Origin of the sequence: Bailinhaonella thermotolerans, from assembly GCF_003594875.1 — a bacterium.
Taxonomy (GTDB): domain Bacteria; phylum Actinomycetota; class Actinomycetes; order Streptosporangiales; family Streptosporangiaceae; genus Bailinhaonella; species Bailinhaonella thermotolerans.
In genome coordinates this window covers 72010-86555 of sequence record NZ_QZEY01000014.1, presented here as the reverse complement: position 1 = coordinate 86555, position 14546 = coordinate 72010, and the positions used below count along the sequence as shown (strand labels likewise).

General features: G+C 73.7%; 11 protein-coding genes. 4 read left to right on the top strand and 7 right to left on the bottom strand.

All coding sequences use genetic code 11. From position 1 onward, the window contains the following. Positions 1 to 24: 24 nt before the first annotated feature. Positions 25 to 1713, bottom strand: a complete 1689-nt coding sequence (locus tag D5H75_RS28565) for a CTP synthase (protein WP_277949977.1) — start codon at positions 1711 to 1713, stop codon at positions 25 to 27. A gap of 145 nt (positions 1714 to 1858) precedes the next feature. Here D5H75_RS28565 and D5H75_RS28560 point away from each other — a divergent pair, with 145 nt between their 5' ends. The 4 genes from D5H75_RS28560 (at position 1859) to D5H75_RS40960 (ending at position 5430) form a co-directional block, all read left to right on the top strand. Continuing rightward, a complete protein-coding gene (locus tag D5H75_RS28560) occupies positions 1859 to 2533 on the top strand; it encodes an acyltransferase (RefSeq protein WP_119929658.1) in 675 nt (224 codons plus the stop codon). Between the two features lie 259 nt (positions 2534 to 2792). Beyond that, complete coding sequence (locus D5H75_RS28555) at positions 2793 to 3920, top strand: nitronate monooxygenase (protein WP_119929657.1); 1128 nt, start codon at positions 2793 to 2795, stop codon at positions 3918 to 3920. A 64-nt stretch (positions 3921 to 3984) separates the two neighbouring features. Then, positions 3985 to 4578 carry a DUF4126 domain-containing protein gene (locus D5H75_RS28550; RefSeq protein WP_119929656.1) on the top strand — a complete coding sequence of 198 codons (594 nt, stop codon included), beginning with the start codon at positions 3985 to 3987 and terminating at the stop codon, positions 4576 to 4578. Between the two features lie 135 nt (positions 4579 to 4713). Beyond that, on the top strand, positions 4714 to 5430 hold the full coding sequence (locus D5H75_RS40960) for a hypothetical protein (RefSeq protein WP_147425298.1): 717 nt from the start codon (positions 4714 to 4716) through the stop codon (positions 5428 to 5430). 196 nt (positions 5431 to 5626) lie between these two features. Here D5H75_RS40960 and uvrB read toward each other — a convergent pair whose 3' ends face one another. From uvrB to D5H75_RS28510, 6 genes are all read right to left on the bottom strand, one after another. Next, a complete protein-coding gene (gene uvrB, locus D5H75_RS28535) occupies positions 5627 to 7738 on the bottom strand; it encodes an excinuclease ABC subunit UvrB (RefSeq protein ID WP_119929653.1) in 2112 nt (703 codons plus the stop codon). 186 nt (positions 7739 to 7924) lie between these two features. After that, complete coding sequence (locus D5H75_RS44305; RefSeq protein WP_202638587.1) at positions 7925 to 9997, bottom strand: hypothetical protein; 2073 nt, start codon at positions 9995 to 9997, stop codon at positions 7925 to 7927. A 390-nt stretch (positions 9998 to 10387) separates the two neighbouring features. After that, positions 10388 to 10987 carry a dephospho-CoA kinase gene (gene coaE, locus D5H75_RS28525; RefSeq protein WP_119929652.1) on the bottom strand — a complete coding sequence of 200 codons (600 nt, stop codon included), beginning with the start codon at positions 10985 to 10987 and terminating at the stop codon, positions 10388 to 10390. Positions 10988 to 11000: 13 nt separating this feature from the next. After that, positions 11001 to 11450 (bottom strand): GNAT family N-acetyltransferase, encoded by a 450-nt coding sequence (locus D5H75_RS28520; protein ID WP_119929771.1) that lies wholly within the window; start codon positions 11448 to 11450, stop codon positions 11001 to 11003. Positions 11451 to 11698: 248 nt separating this feature from the next. Next, positions 11699 to 13168, bottom strand: coding sequence for a 30S ribosomal protein S1 (rpsA, locus tag D5H75_RS28515; RefSeq protein ID WP_119929651.1), 1470 nt, complete (start codon positions 13166 to 13168; stop codon positions 11699 to 11701). A gap of 172 nt (positions 13169 to 13340) precedes the next feature. Continuing rightward, positions 13341 to 14474 (bottom strand): polysaccharide deacetylase family protein, encoded by a 1134-nt coding sequence (locus D5H75_RS28510; protein WP_242454574.1) that lies wholly within the window; start codon positions 14472 to 14474, stop codon positions 13341 to 13343. Positions 14475 to 14546 lie beyond the last annotated feature (72 nt).

The window sequence follows — 14546 nt, the reverse complement described above, 5'->3', positions numbered from 1 at the left end:
GCGGGGCCGGGAGAGCGGCGGGGATCACTTGGCGCGGCGGCGGGTCTCGGCGGGGGCCACGCGGTTCGCGGCGTAGTCGAGCGCTGCCTTGACCAGGCCCAGGAAGAGCGGGTGGGGCCGGGTCGGGCGGGACAGGAACTCCGGGTGCGCCTGCGTCGAGACGAAGAACGGGTGCGTCTCGCGCGGGAGCTCGACGAACTCCACGAGGCGGTCGTCGGGCGAGGTGCCGGAGAAGACGAGCCCGGCGGCCTCCAGCCTGCCCCGGTAGGCGTTGTTCACCTCGTACCGGTGGCGGTGCCGCTCGGACACGCGCGGCTCGCCGTACAGCTCGCGGACCTGGGAGCCCTCGGCGAGCACGGCCGGGTAGAGGCCGAGCCGCATCGTGCCGCCCATGTCGCGCTCACCGGCCACGACGTCGAGCTGGTCGGCCATCGTGGAGATCACCGGGTCCGGGGTGTCCGGGGTGAACTCGGTGCTGTCGGCCTTCTCGACCCCCGCCAGGTTGCGGGCGGCCTCGATGACCATGCACTGCAGGCCCAGGCAGATGCCCAGCAGCGGGATGCGGTTCTCGCGGGCGTGCCGGATCGCGCCGACCTTGCCCTCGATGCCGCGCACGCCGAACCCGCCGGGGATCAGCACGCCGTCCACGCCGTCGAGCTCGCGCGCCGCCCCCTCCGGGGTGCAGCACTCGTCGCTCTGGACCCAGCGGATGTTGACGCGGGTGTCGTTGCCGAACCCGCCGGCGCGCAGCGCCTCGGTGACCGACAGGTAGGCGTCGGGCAGGTCGATGTACTTGCCGACCAGCGCGATCGTGACCTCCTTGGCGGGCTTGTGCACCCGGCGCAGGAGGTCGTCCCAGCCGCTCCAGTCCACGTCGCGGAACGGCAGGCCGAGGCGGCGCACGACGTAGGCGTCCAGGCCCTCGGAGTGCAGCACCTTGGGGATGTCGTAGATCGAGGCGGCGTCGATCGCCGACACCACGGCGTCCTCGTCCACGTCGCACATGAGGCTGATCTTGCGCTTGAGGCTCTGCGTGATCGGCCGGTCCGAGCGGCACACGATCGCGTCGGGCTGAATGCCGATGCTGCGCAGCGCGGCCACGCTGTGCTGGGTCGGCTTGGTCTTCAGCTCGCCGCTCGGGCCGATGTACGGCAGGAGCGAGACGTGCAGGAAGAAGCAGTTGTCCCGGCCCACCTCGTGGCGCACCTGGCGCACGGCCTCCAGGAACGGCAGTGACTCGATGTCGCCGACCGTGCCGCCCACCTCGGTGATGACCACGTCCACGTCGGGGCCGGCCATGGCCCGGATGCGGTCCTTGATCTCGTTGGTGATGTGCGGGATGACCTGGACGGTGTCGCCGAGGTACTCCCCGCGCCGCTCCTTGGCGATCACGTTCGAGTAGACCTGGCCGGTCGTGACGTTGGCCGAGCCGTGCAGCTCGGTGTCCAGGAACCGCTCGTAGTGGCCGACGTCGAGGTCGGTCTCGGCCCCGTCGTCGGTGACGAAGACCTCACCGTGCTGGAACGGGTTCATGGTGCCCGGGTCCACGTTGAGGTACGGGTCGAGCTTCTGCATGGTCACGCGGAGGCCGCGCAGTTTGAGCAGGCGTCCCAGGCTGGAGGCCGTGAGCCCCTTGCCGAGGCTGGAGGCGACGCCGCCGGTGACGAACAGATGCTTGGTCTGTGTTTGAGATGACTGGGCGGCGATGCGCAAGAAGACTCCCGTGGTCGATGCGAGGCGGGCTAGTTCCGCTTCCCCACGGGCTCTCAGAATATCAGCCCGCGCCTGCGAAGTGCACGAACGGGCCCGGACAGCCCCGAATCCCCTCGCGTACCCGGAGAACCTGTACCTTTCGTCCATGTCACTCAGACAGGCCATGCGCCGGGTGATGGGCGACCTGGTGCACCGCGGCTACGGCTATCTGAAATCCGCGGCCGCCGTCACCCCCCTCTCCCCGGCCGGCTACCGCTTCCGCCGCCTCGGCGAGGGCGCGTGCCTGGCCTTCCCCCTCGGCGCCGTGTTCGGGGAGCAGTGGATCGAGATCGGCGAGGGCACCCTCGTGGGCGAGCGCGTCTCCATCTCGGCCGGGATGTCCCCCGGCGTCGACCTCGGCCCGGACTCCATCGTCCGCATCGGGCGCGGCTGCTCCATCGGCCGGGGCACCCACATCGTGGGCCACCAGTCCATCGACATCGGCGACGACGTCTTCACCGGCCCGTACGTCTACATCACCGACCAGAACCACGGCTACGAGGACCCCGCCCAGCCCATCGGCCGGCAGTGGCCCCGCAACTCCCCGGTCGAGATCGGCTCCGGCTCCTGGCTCGGGACGGGCTCGATCATCCTGCCCGGCACCCGCCTGGGCCGTAACACGGTGGTCGCCGGGGGCGCGGTGGTCCGCGGCGAGTTCCCCGACCACTGCGTCCTCGCCGGCGTCCCCGCCAAGGTCGTGCGCCGCTACGACGAGGCCGAGGGCTGGCACAACCCCGCCACCCGCCCCGCGCCCGTCCTGGACATCCGCTCCGCCAACTGACCCGCCTCCCCTCCCGGGCCGTCCGCGCCGTACGGCTCGCGCCCCCGCACGCCCTCGGCCGCGCCCGCGGCCCCGCGGCCCCGCGCTTCCGCCGCGCCGTGCCCGCGCCGTACGGCTCCCGCCGCGCCGTGCCGTACGGCTCGCGTCCCGGGGCGCGCCCGCCGTACGTCCGCCGGGACGCCGCGGGGGGCGGGGCCCGGGGCCGCGGGGCGGTGGCGGGATCTGGACCGAACATGGTTCTAGGGATTACCGTCCTCGCATGCGGACGGAGATCTGTGAGCGGCTGGGGATCGAGGTCCCGGTCTTCGCGTTCAGCCACTGCCGGGACGTCGTCGCGGCGGTGACGAACGCCGGCGGGATGGGGGTGCTCGGGGCCATCGCCTACTCGGCGGAGGAGCTGGAGACCGAGCTGCGGTGGATCGACGAGCGGGTGGGCGGCCGGCCGTACGGCGTGGACGTGCTCGTGCCCGGGAAGATCGCCGAGGGCGTGTCGGGGAACGACGTGCTGCGGCTCATCCCGGACGAGCACCTGGAGTTCGTGGGGCGGCTCCTGGAGAGGTACGGCGTCCGCGGCGGCGAGCTGGGGGCCGGGCTGTCGCGGCAGGCGGACGACGCCGCGCGGCGGGTGACCGCGGCGGGGGCGACCGCGCTGATCGACGTGGCGCTGCAGCACCCGATCGGGCTGATCGCGAGCGCGCTGGGCCCGCCGCCCCCGGAGATGGTCGAGCGGGCGCGCGCGGCGGGGGTGCCGGTCGCGGCGCTGGTCGGGACCGTCGAGCACGCGCGGCGGCAGGTGGCCGCCGGGGCCGACGTCATCGTCGCGCAGGGCACCGAGGCCGGCGGGCACACCGGGGAGATCTCCACGATGGTGCTGGTGCCGCAGGTGGTGGACGCGGTCGGGGACGTGCCCGTGCTGGCCGCGGGCGGGATCGCGGACGGGCGGCAGGTCGCGGCGGCGCTCGCGCTCGGCGCCCAGGGCGTGTGGTGCGGGTCGGTGTGGCTGACCACCGAGGAGGCCGAGACGCTCCCCTCGGTCAAGGCGAAGATGCTGGCGGCCTCCTCCTCCGACACCGTGCGCTCGCGCTCGCGCACCGGCAAGCCCGCCCGCCAGCTCCGCTCCGCCTGGACGCGCGAGTGGGACGAGTCCGCCGACAGCCCCGGCTCGCTGCCGATGCCGCTGCAACTGCTGGTCGCCGAGGGGGCGATGGCCCGGATCGGGCCCGCGGCCGAGGCCGGGGGCGAGGGCGCCCGGGACCTGGCCAACTACTTCGTCGGGCAGGTCGTCGGCATGATGAACTCCGTCAAGCCCGCCCGCCAGGTCGTCTACGAGATGATGGAGCGGTACGGCGAGGCCGTGGACCGCCTGGCCGGGCTGGGCCGGGACTGACCCCGCGCCGGGACCGCTCCCGGCCTTCCGGGATCGAGCCGGGCACAAGGGGCATGCTGGAGGCATGCTCGCCACGCTGACCGGCCTCGGGCTCTCGACGGCGGCCGGGCTCAACGCCTATATCCCGCTGCTGGTGGTGGGGCTGCTCGGCCGCTTCACCGACGCCGTGCGCCCGCCGGACGAGTTCGCCTGGATGACGAACGGCTGGGTCCTCGCGATCATCGCCGTGCTGCTCCTCGCCGAGGTCGTGCTCGACAAGGTGCCGGTGGTCGATCACGTCAACGACATCGTGCAGACCGCGATCCGCCCCGCCTCGGGCGGTGCCGTCTTCACCGCCACGGCGGCCGCCGCCGAGGCCGACGCCTCCGCCTGGATGCGCGACAACCCCTGGGCGAGCTGGCTGGCCGGCATCGTGATCGCCCTGCTCGTCCACCTGGCCAAGGCGTCCACGCGCCCGGTCGTCAACGCCACCACCGCCGGGGTCGGCGCGCCGGTCGTCAGCACCGCCGAGGACGCCGGGTCCCTGGGCCTCAGCCTCGTCGCCGTCTTCGCCCCGATCCTGGTAATCGTCGCCGTGATCGCCCTGGCCGCGCTGGGCTGGCCGGCCGTGCGCCGGGTCCGGCGGCGGCGCGCCCGGCAGGCCGGCCGAGCCGGCTGAGGTCGCCCGCCTCATCCGGCCCCCTCGAATCGGGCCGGATTCGGTCATGTCCGGAAGCGCGCCGCGATTCCGCCGCCGTGCGCGTTCTACCGTGTCGCCGAGGCCGTGACCAGCAACATTGCGAAGTGAGGGAAAGTGCCCAGAACATCGACTTTCGTCGGCGCGGTCCTGGCCGGCGGGACCGTCCTGGCGCTCGCGGGGGCGCCGGCCGCCTGGGCGGATCCACGCCGCGACTCGCCGTGGACGAGCCTGAAGGACCTGGGGCGGGGCCTGATCAACACCCCGGTGACCCACATCGACGGGGTGCCCAGGAACAGCGCCTGCCTCTCCAGCAACAGGCGGACGATCTGCGTCAACGGGAACCGCTCGGCGGTCATCACCGTGCGGATGACCCTGCGCAAGGTCGTCAACCACACCCAGTTCGCGACCCGGCTCCGCGCCGCCGACGGCTCGGGATACCGCTGTGTCGCGCCGGGGAAGACCGTCCAGTTCACCGGCAACTTCGACATCGACGGCGCGTGGGTGGGCCCGGCGGTCCGCTGCGACCCGCAGGAGGAGTCCGCCTCCGCCCCCGGCGAGACGGCGAAGGACGACGGCGCGGACCCGACGTCGCCCGCGGGGGCGCCCGCCGCCGAACCGGGCAGGGGGTCCTCGCCCGCCGCCGGGGACACTGCGCCGCAGGGCGCGGGCAAGGCGTCGCAGGAGACCGTCACGACGTCGCCGGGCGCGGGAACGGCCCCCGCCGGCGCGGTCACGACGACCGGCGGCCCGTCGCTGCTGCCCGGCCCGGCCTACATGCCGCCGCTGCCGGTCAAGTCCGGCTGGGGCCCGCCCACGCTCGTTACCGGCTAGACCCGCGCCGTGTACGGCGGCCGCCCGGCGGGGCGGCCGCCGTACGCGCGTGAGGGGACCGGGTCGCGCGACGAGGCGACCTCACGGTGAGGGGGCCGCCGCCCGTGCCAGGGCCGCGTCACCGGGACGGGGCGGCCGGCACCGGGACGAGGCGGCGGCACCGGGACGGGGCGGCCGGCACCGGGACGGGGCGCCGTCAGACGACGCCGGCCTCCTTCATGTCGCGGAGCTCGCGCTTGAGCTCCTTCATCTCGTCGCGCAGGCGCGCCGCCAGCTCGAACTGCAGGTCGGCGGCGGCCTGGTGCATCTGCTCGGTGAGGGAGTCGATCAGGGCCTCGAGCTGGCCGCGCGGCATCGCGCCGGCGATCTCGGTCGCGTGGCGGCCCGCGGTCTTGCTGGACAGGCCGGGGACCGGCGCCTTGCCGCGGCTCTGCTGCCGCCCCGCCCCGCCGATGAGCTTCTCGGTGTCGGCGTCCTCCCTGGCCAGGGTGTCGAGGATGTCGGCGATCCGCTTGCGGAGCGGCGTCGGGTCGATGCCGTGCTCCTCGTTGTAGGCGATCTGCTTGGCCCGGCGGCGCGCGGTCTCGTCGATGGCGCGCTGCATCGACGGGGTGATCTTGTCGGCGTACATGTGGACCTGGCCGGAGACGTTGCGCGCCGCGCGGCCGATCGTCTGGATCAGCGAGGTCTCGCTGCGGAGGAACCCCTCCTTGTCGGCGTCGAGGATGCTGACCAGCGACACCTCGGGCAGGTCCAGGCCCTCGCGCAGCAGGTTGATGCCGACCAGCACGTCGAACTCGCCGGCGCGCAGCTCGCGCAGCAGCTCGATGCGGCGCAGCGTGTCCACCTCGCTGTGCAGGTAGCGCACGCGGATGCCCAGCTCCAGGAGGTAGTCGGTGAGGTCCTCCGACATCTTCTTGGTCAGCGTGGTCACCAGGACGCGCTCGTCGCGCTCGGCCCGCACACGGATCTCGTGGACCAGGTCGTCGATCTGGCCCTTGGTGGGCTTGACGATGACCTCGGGGTCCACCAGGCCGGTCGGGCGGATGACCTGCTCGACCACGTCGCCGCCGCTGCGGCCCAGCTCGTAGGGCCCCGGCGTCGCGGACAGGTAGACGGTCTGCCCGATGCGCTCCAGGAACTCCTCCCACTTCAGCGGGCGGTTGTCCATCGCGCTCGGCAGCCGGAACCCGTGGTCCACGAGCATGCGCTTGCGGGACGCGTCGCCTTCGTACATCGCGCCGATCTGCGGCACGGTGACGTGCGACTCGTCCAGGACCAGCAGGAAGTCCTCGGGGAAGTAGTCGAGGAGGGTGTTGGGCGCGCTGCCGGGCTCGCGGCCGTCGATGTGACGGGAGTAGTTCTCGATGCCGGAGCAGGAGCCGACCTGGCGCATCATCTCGATGTCGTAGGTCGTGCGCATGCGCAGCCGCTGCGCCTCCAGCAGCTTGCCCTGCCGCTCCAGCTCCTCCAGCCGCGCGGACAGCTCCGCCTCGATCCCGTTGATCGCGCGCTCCATGCGCTCGGGGCCGGCGACGTAGTGGGAGGCCGGGAAGATGTACAGCTCCTCGTCCTCGGTGATGACCTCGCCGGTCAGCGGGTGCAGCGTGGCCAGCTTCTCGATCTCGTCGCCGAACATCTCGATGCGCACGGCGAGCTCTTCGTACTGCGGGATGATCTCGATCGTGTCGCCGCGCACCCGGAACGTGCCGCGCGTGAACGACAGGTCGTTGCGGGCGTACTGCATCTCGACGAGCTTGCGCAGGAGCTGGTCGCGGTCGACCTCGTCGCCTACCTTCAGCCGCACCATGCGGTCGACGTATTCCTGCGGGGTGCCCAGGCCGTAGATGCACGACACCGACGCGACCACGACGGTGTCGCGCCGCGTGAGCAGGGAGTTCGTCGCGGAGTGACGCAGCCGCTCGACCTCGTCGTTGATCGAGGAGTCCTTCTCGATGTACGTGTCCGTCTGCGGGACGTAGGCCTCGGGCTGGTAGTAGTCGTAGTAGGAGACGAAGTACTCGACCGCGTTGTTGGGGAGCATCTCGCGCAGCTCGTTGGCGAACTGCGCGGCCAGCGTCTTGTTGGGCTGCATGATCAGCGCCGGGCGCTGGAGGCGCTCGATCAGCCACGCCACGGTCGCGGTCTTGCCCGTGCCGGTCGCGCCGAGCAGCACGTTGTCCTTGTCGCCGCGCCGCACGCGCTTCTCTAGCTCGGCGATCGCCGCGGGCTGGTCGCCGGACGGCGTCATTTCGGTGACCACCTCGAAGGGGGCCACCTTGCGCTGGAGGTCGGTCACAGGTCTCACGTCTAGCTAACCTACGCCCCACCCCCGACAATTCCCCACTCCCCGCTCGGCGTCATGTTATCCCGGAGGCGGCGGACGCCCCTGACCTGGGCGTACGGCCCGCCACGCGACGTGCGGCGCCCCCGCCGCGGCGCTTCGGCGGCGGGGGCGCGGGGTGGGCGAGGGGGGCGGGGTGGGCGGGGCGGGTCAGGAGCCGGCCTGGCGCCAGCCGGTGAAGGCGGTGGCGCCGGGGGCGAGCTGGCGGTTGACGAACAGGCGGCCGTGGCGGCCTATCAGGGCGACCACCGCCCGGCCCGCGGAGTCCGCGGCCACCTGGGGCGGGAGCGCCGCCGACCGGCCGAGGCGGGCGCGCGCCCACGTGCCGTCCCCGGCGCGACGTACGGCGCAGCGCACGCCCGCGCGCCGCGTCAGGCCGCACCTGATCAGGCCGGCGACGGACGGACGCGCCGCCGGGAGGGGCCCGGCCGACCGGCGGAGGGCCCAGCCCTCGCCGTCCAGCCGGTGCACGGCCGCGCGGCCCCGGGCGTCGCGCAGGACGACGTGCAGGCGGTCGCCCTCACGCGTGACCACCGGCGCCTCGGCTCCGCGCGCCCACCGGCGCCCGGGGGTCCCGAGGCGCCACCACCGCGTGTCCCCGGTCCCGGCCATCGGCACCGGGCCGCGCCCGCGCTCCCGCTCGCTCCCACGCCCGCGGTCCGTCTCCCGCCCTCGCCCTCGCTCGCGCTCACGCTCTCGCTCTCGCCGGGCCGCGTCCGCGCCGATGCCGTCCGGCACCGGGCCCTCGACGAGGCCGCCGCCGGGCCCGCCGCCGATGCCGGGGCCGCCGATCCCCGGGTTCCCCGCGATCCCCTCGCCGTCCCAGGCCGAGCCGGGGTCGGCCCAGCCCGGTACCGGGACGCCGCCGCTCCCCGGGACGCCGCCGTTCCCTGGGGCGCCGCTCTCGCCCGAGGTGCCGCCCTTTCCGGAAGCGCCGCCGTTGCCCGAGGCGCCGCCCTTGCCCGAGGCGCCGCCCTTGCCCGAGGCGCCGCCCTTGCCCGAGGCGCCGCCGATCCCGGGGAAGCCGCTGCCGGGAGCGCCGCCGCCCGCCCCGCCGCCGTGGCCGTCCGCCCCGCCGGGCCGGGAGCCGCCGCTCGCGCCGCCGCCCGCCGTACCCGGGCTCTGGGGGTGGGCAGGGGGGCCGCCGGGCCGCAGGAGGTGGTCCACCAGGCCGTCCCCCGGTTCGGGGACACCCGGGACCAGGATGGGGGCGGGCTCGCCGTCAGGCGCGCTCTCGTGCCCGCCCGGCGTGCCCGAGCCCGGCTCCGCAGGCGCGGCCGCCGGAGGCCGGAGCGGGTCGGCCGGCCACGGGGGCAGCGACGGGAGGGTGACGTCCTCGCCCAGCTTCCTGACCGCGTCGGGGTCGCGCAGCCTCGCGATCGTCTCGGGCACGGAGGTCCCCGCCGCCTTGGCCTCACCGGTGCGCGCCACCACGACGTCGCCCGAGTCCCGCAGCCGCCCGGTCACCGCCCAGCGGCCGCCGGGCAGCGGCTCGGCCGAGATCTCCGGCGCCAGGCGCTCCAGCACGGGTCCCACGGCCTTCGGCCCCGCCCACGTGCCGTCCGGGCGCTCCAGCCAGGTCAGCAGCCGCCCGTTCTGGACGGAGAACGCCCGCAGCCGCCCGTCGCTCCCCAGCCCGATCCGCAGCGGCCCCGCGGGCCACGCGCGCTCGCGCGCGGGGGCCTGGCGGCGGTAGGGGATCTCGACGAGCCGCGCGTCGCCGTACCGCGCGACGGCCCGGCCGACGGCGGGCGGCAGCCCCGCCCCGCCGGTGCGGATGACCGTGGGCCGGAACCGCCGCATCAGCACGCCCACGACCGGCGCGGCCTCCGCGGGCCGCCGCGCCGCGAGCGTCACCACTCGCACGTTCGGGTGCCCGCTCAGGGTGTGCGACACGAAGCTCCCGGCGGCCGTGCGGTGCACGCTCCGCCGCCACCCGCCCGCGCGCGGCCCCGCGAGCCGCAGATGGGCCCGCCGCGCCGCCGCGCCCGCCCGCGGCCCGATCACCACGGTCAGCGAGTCGCGCCCGTCCATGATCGTGTTCTTCAGGTCCCGCGCCATCGGCCGCAGTTCCCCCGCGTCCGCCACGATCTGCATGAACCGGTCCCCGCGCGGCGGCACCCGGACCGGCCCGGTGGTGGGGTACGGCAACGCGGGCGGCATCGGGCGCGCGGCCGCCGGCGGTCTCACGGCGGCCTCGCGCGGGCCCCACAACTCGGCCACCCGCGGCGCCTCCAACGCCATGATCCACACTGCCGACACCGCCATGAGAAACACGGCGACCGAAATCACACGCCGCCGACTGCCCATGAGCCGCGACCCCCGCCTTCCGCACCACGCTCACCGAGCGCGTCCGAGCAATGTCGGAGAGAAGCGTAGGCCAGATCTCGCGGTCCCACCCGCCTGTCCGTCCAACTCTTTGCGAATCCGCCCAGCTCCCGGCGCTTTCCGGCGCGTCCGCCGTACGGCCCGGCGCGGGGCGGGGCCGCCGCGCTCGCGAGGCCGTACGGCACGGGGCATCCGCCCGGGGGAGGCGCTGGGCGCCTGGGGAGGCGCGGGGCGGCTGGAGGAGGCGCGGGGATCAGGTCGTGGGGCGACCGGCCGGGGGCCGGGTCAGGCCCCGGTGCGGCCGCGCAGGTCCCGCCAGAGGGCGGCGACCTGACGGTCCAGGTCCTCCAGGGGGCCGTCGTTGTCGATGACGACGTCGGCGGCCGCCAGGCGGGTCTCGCGGTCGGCCTGGGCGGCGATGCGGGCCTTGGCGTCGGCCTCGGTCATGCCGCGCAGGCGGACCAGCCGGTCGAGGCGGGTCGGCTCGCTCGCGTCCACGACCACCACCACGTCGTACATCGCGGCCAGGCCGTTCTCGACCAGCAGCGGGACGTCGTAGACGAGGACGGAGTCCGGCGGCGCGGCCTCCTGGAGCTCTGCGACGCGCTCCCCGACCAGGGGGTGGACGATCGCGTTGAGGGCGGCCAGCCGGTCGCGGTCGGCGAAGACGATCGAGCCCAGCCTCTCGCGGTCGAGGCCGCCGTCGGGGCGCAGCACCTCCTCGCCGAACTCCTCGACGACCCGGGCCAGGCCGGGCGTGCCCGGCTCCACCACCTCGCGGGCGATCTTGTCCGCGTCGATGACGATCGCGCCGGCCTCCGAGAGCCGCCGCGACACCTCGCTCTTGCCCGAACCGATACCGCCGGTCAGCCCGACCTTCAGCACGCGCCCGCCTTCCTCACAGGGTCTTCCGCAGATGGACCAGGGTCAGATGCTCGTGGACCCGCTCGCGCCGGGTCTCGCGATAGCCGAGCCGCCGGTAGAGCCGCAGGTTCCCCTCGCTCAGGTGCCCGGTGAACAGATCGTAGGCGTCGGCCCCCACGGCCTCCTCCAGCGCCCTCATCAGCGCGGTCCCGATCCCGCGCCCCTGCGCGTCGGGCGCGACGACGAGCCGCCCGACCAGGCAGGTGCGGTCGTTGAGCTGCCCCCGCACCGCCCCCACGATCCGGCCGCCGTCCACCGCCGTGAGCACCACGGCCTTCTCGATCGCGGCCCGCGCCTGTTCCAGCGACTCGCACAGCGGCGCGATGAACGGGTCCCCGTAGAGCTGTGCCTCGGTCACGTAGGCGGCGCGCTGCACCGTGAGCACCTCCCCGGCGTCCGCCGCCACCGCCCGGGCGATCCGTATCCCGGCGGGTGCTCCGCTCCCCCGCTCCCCGGCGGGCGCCTGTCGCGGTACGGCCGGCGCGCCCGCTCCGGTCGTGGCCCCGGCGGGCTCCGGCCGTACGGCGGGCGCGGACGTCCCGGGCGCGCCGGGCTGCTGGGGCGGGGCGGGGTGCGGGTTCGGCATGGGGCTCACCCTCCCACGCGAAAGGGGCCCCGCGTCAATCGACGCGGGGCCCCTTTACGTCAGGCTCGGTCTACGACCTCAGAGCGTCAGCTCTGGCCGCCGGCGAGCTTCTCGCGCAGCGCGGCGAGGGCCTCGTCGGAGGCGAGGGCGCCGCCGGTGGTGCCGCCGCCGCTCTGGCCGCCACCGGTCTCACCGGTGTAGGAGGACGGAGCCGCGGCCTCGGCCTCGGCCTTGCGGGCCTCCTCGACCTGCTTGCGGTGCGCCTCGTAGCGGGCCTGGGCCTCGGCGTACTGCCGCTCCCACTCCTCGCGCTGGGCCTCGAAGCCCTCGAGCCACTCGCCCGTCTCCGGGTCGAAGCCCTCGGGGTACTTGTAGTTGCCCTGCTCGTCGTACTCGGCCGCCATGCCGTACAGCGTGGGGTCGAACTCCACGGCCTCGCCCGCCGGCTCGTTGGCCTGCTTGAGCGAGAGGGAGATGCGACGGCGGTCGAGGTCGATGTCGATGATCTTCACGAAGATCTCGTCGCCGACCTGGACGACCTGCTCGGGGATCTCCACGTGGCGCTCGGCCAGCTCGGAGATGTGCACCAGGCCCTCGATGCCCTCCTCGACCCGGACGAACGCGCCGAACGGCACCAGCTTGGTGACGCGGCCCGGCACGACCTGGCCGATCTGGTGGGTGCGGGCGAACTGCTGCCACGGGTCTTCCTGGGTCGCCTTGAGCGACAGGGAGACGCGCTCGCGCTCCATGTCGACGTCCAGGACCTCGACCGTGACCTCCTGGCCGACCTCGACGACCTCGGAGGGGTGGTCGATGTGCTTCCAGGACAGCTCGGAGACGTGGACCAGACCGTCGACGCCGCCGAGGTCCACGAAGGCGCCGAAGTTGACGATCGAGGACACGACGCCCTTGCGGACCTGGCCCTTCTGGAGGGTGTTGAGGAACGTCTGGCGAACCTCGGACTGCGTCTGCTCGAGCCAGGCGCGGCGGGACAGGACCACGTTGTTGCGGTTCTTGTCCAGCTCGATGATCTTGGCCTCGAGCTCACGGCCGACGTACGGCTGCAGGTCGCGGACCCGGCGCATCTCGACGAGGGACGCCGGCAGGAAGCCGCGCAGGCCGATGTCGAGGATGAGGCCGCCCTTGACGACCTCGATGACGGTGCCGGTGACGATGCCGTCCTCGTCCTTGATCTTCTCGATCGTGCCCCAGGCGCGCTCGTACTGGGCGCGCTTCTTGGACAGGATCAGGCGGCCCTCCTTGTCCTCCTTCTGGAGGACGAGCGCCTCGACGTGGTCGCCCACGGCGACGACCTCGTTGGGGTCGACGTCGTGCTTGATCGAGAGCTCGCGGGAGGGGATCACACCTTCGGTCTTGTAACCGATGTCGAGCAAGACCTCGTCTCGATCGACCTTGACGACGGTGCCTTCGACGATGTCGCCGTCGTTGAAGTACTTGATGGTCTCGTCGATCGCGGCGAGGAAGGCCTCCTCGGAACCGATGTCGTTGACCGCTACCTGCGGGGTTGTCGAGGTGGCCTCGGTGCTGCTCGTCATGTGTGGAATTGCTCCGAACGCGGACAGGTGTGATGAAGGACGATGCGCGGCAGGCCCTCTATCGTTCAGCCGAGGATTGGGATCGATCGACCGGCGAGCGCGAGCCCGCTCCGTCCGAGGCGCGCGCGAGCCCACAGCGCAGCGATCAGGATATGAGACCAGACAGGGTGGGTCAATCGGAAGGAGAGCCGGAAACGCCGGGCGACGTGCTCGGAGCACCCGGACTTTGCCCCATTGTGGGCGACCTACCTGGCATGTCGTAGGGGTTCGCCAGGTTCTTCCGCTCTCGGTCAAGATATCGCAACAACCCTCTGGGGAAGGAGATCTTCTCCGGATTCCCGTCTGAGGTGTAACGCTTCTCGGGGTGCGCCCGCAGCCAGTCGAGCCACGCCTGAGAGCAGTAGAGGCGGCAGTCCCCCTTCTTCCCGTTCGACTGTATCCGCTGGATCCCCAGCGGCGAGTAGTCCCTGTGGAACGGCGACACCGAGGGCGAGGCCCCCGCCAGGAACACCCCGGCGAAGTCCCGCCGCGCCCACTCACGCCTTTTGGGCATGATGCCGTACGGCAGGGCGAGGGTCGTCGGCTTGCCGCCGCCCAAGTCCTCGATCATACGCTGCGTCCGGTCGATCTGCTCCACGACCTTCTTGCGCGGGAGCGTGTTCAGCGCCGGGTGCGACCACGTGTGGTTGGCCACCTCGAACCCGTGCCGCGTCAGCCACTGCACGGCCCGCGCCTGCTCGGCCGGGTCGGTCAGCCCGAACGGCTCGCGGTTCACCCAGAACGTCGCCACCGGGCGGAACCCCGGGTACTCCCGCGCCACGTCCAGGATCACCCGCGCCGCCGTCCCCGGGGCCGGCTGCCCGTCGGGGCCGAAGCGGAAGTGGCTGGGGTGGCCGTCGTCGAACGTCAGCGCCACCGGGTGCCTGCCCGCCGGGATGTCCATCCGCCCCGCGGCGAACTCGGCCGCCGTCACCGGCACGTAGCCCTCGCGCGCCAGCCGTACCAGCTCCCGGCGGAGCTGCTCCGGCGTGCGGTCCAGCTCGGCCTGCCGCTTGGCGAGGATGCGGTGGTACATCAGGATCGGCATCATCCCCAGCTCGTTCGCCTTGACCGACGCGGGGTCGGGCGGCGCGGGCCTCGGCGCGGGGACCGGCGTCCCACCCGGTACGGCCTTGCCCGGCGCCGGCCGCGGCGGGGCGCTGACGGCCTCCCCCCTCCGCGCGGGGAGCTGGGCGACGAGCACCGCGAAGGCGACGACCATGACGATCACGTTCGCGAGGCCGAGTATCCGGATCCTGTCGTGCACACCGCTCCCGGGGGGTTGCCGATATGGGGCCGCCGGCAGGGGGTCGCCGGCGCGCGGACTTGCCGATATATC

Bases quoted from the DNA above. Each gene is read 5' to 3' on its own strand.
- D5H75_RS28555 (WP_119929657.1), top strand. From the start codon at position 2,793: ATGCGGACGGAGATCTGTGAGCGGCTGGGGATCGAGGTCCCGGTCTTC.
- rpsA (WP_119929651.1), bottom strand. From the start codon at position 13,168: ATGACGAGCAGCACCGAGGCCACCTCGACAACCCCGCAGGTAGCGGTC.
- D5H75_RS28550 (WP_119929656.1), top strand. From the start codon at position 3,985: ATGCTCGCCACGCTGACCGGCCTCGGGCTCTCGACGGCGGCCGGGCTC.
- D5H75_RS28560 (WP_119929658.1), top strand. From the start codon at position 1,859: ATGTCACTCAGACAGGCCATGCGCCGGGTGATGGGCGACCTGGTGCAC.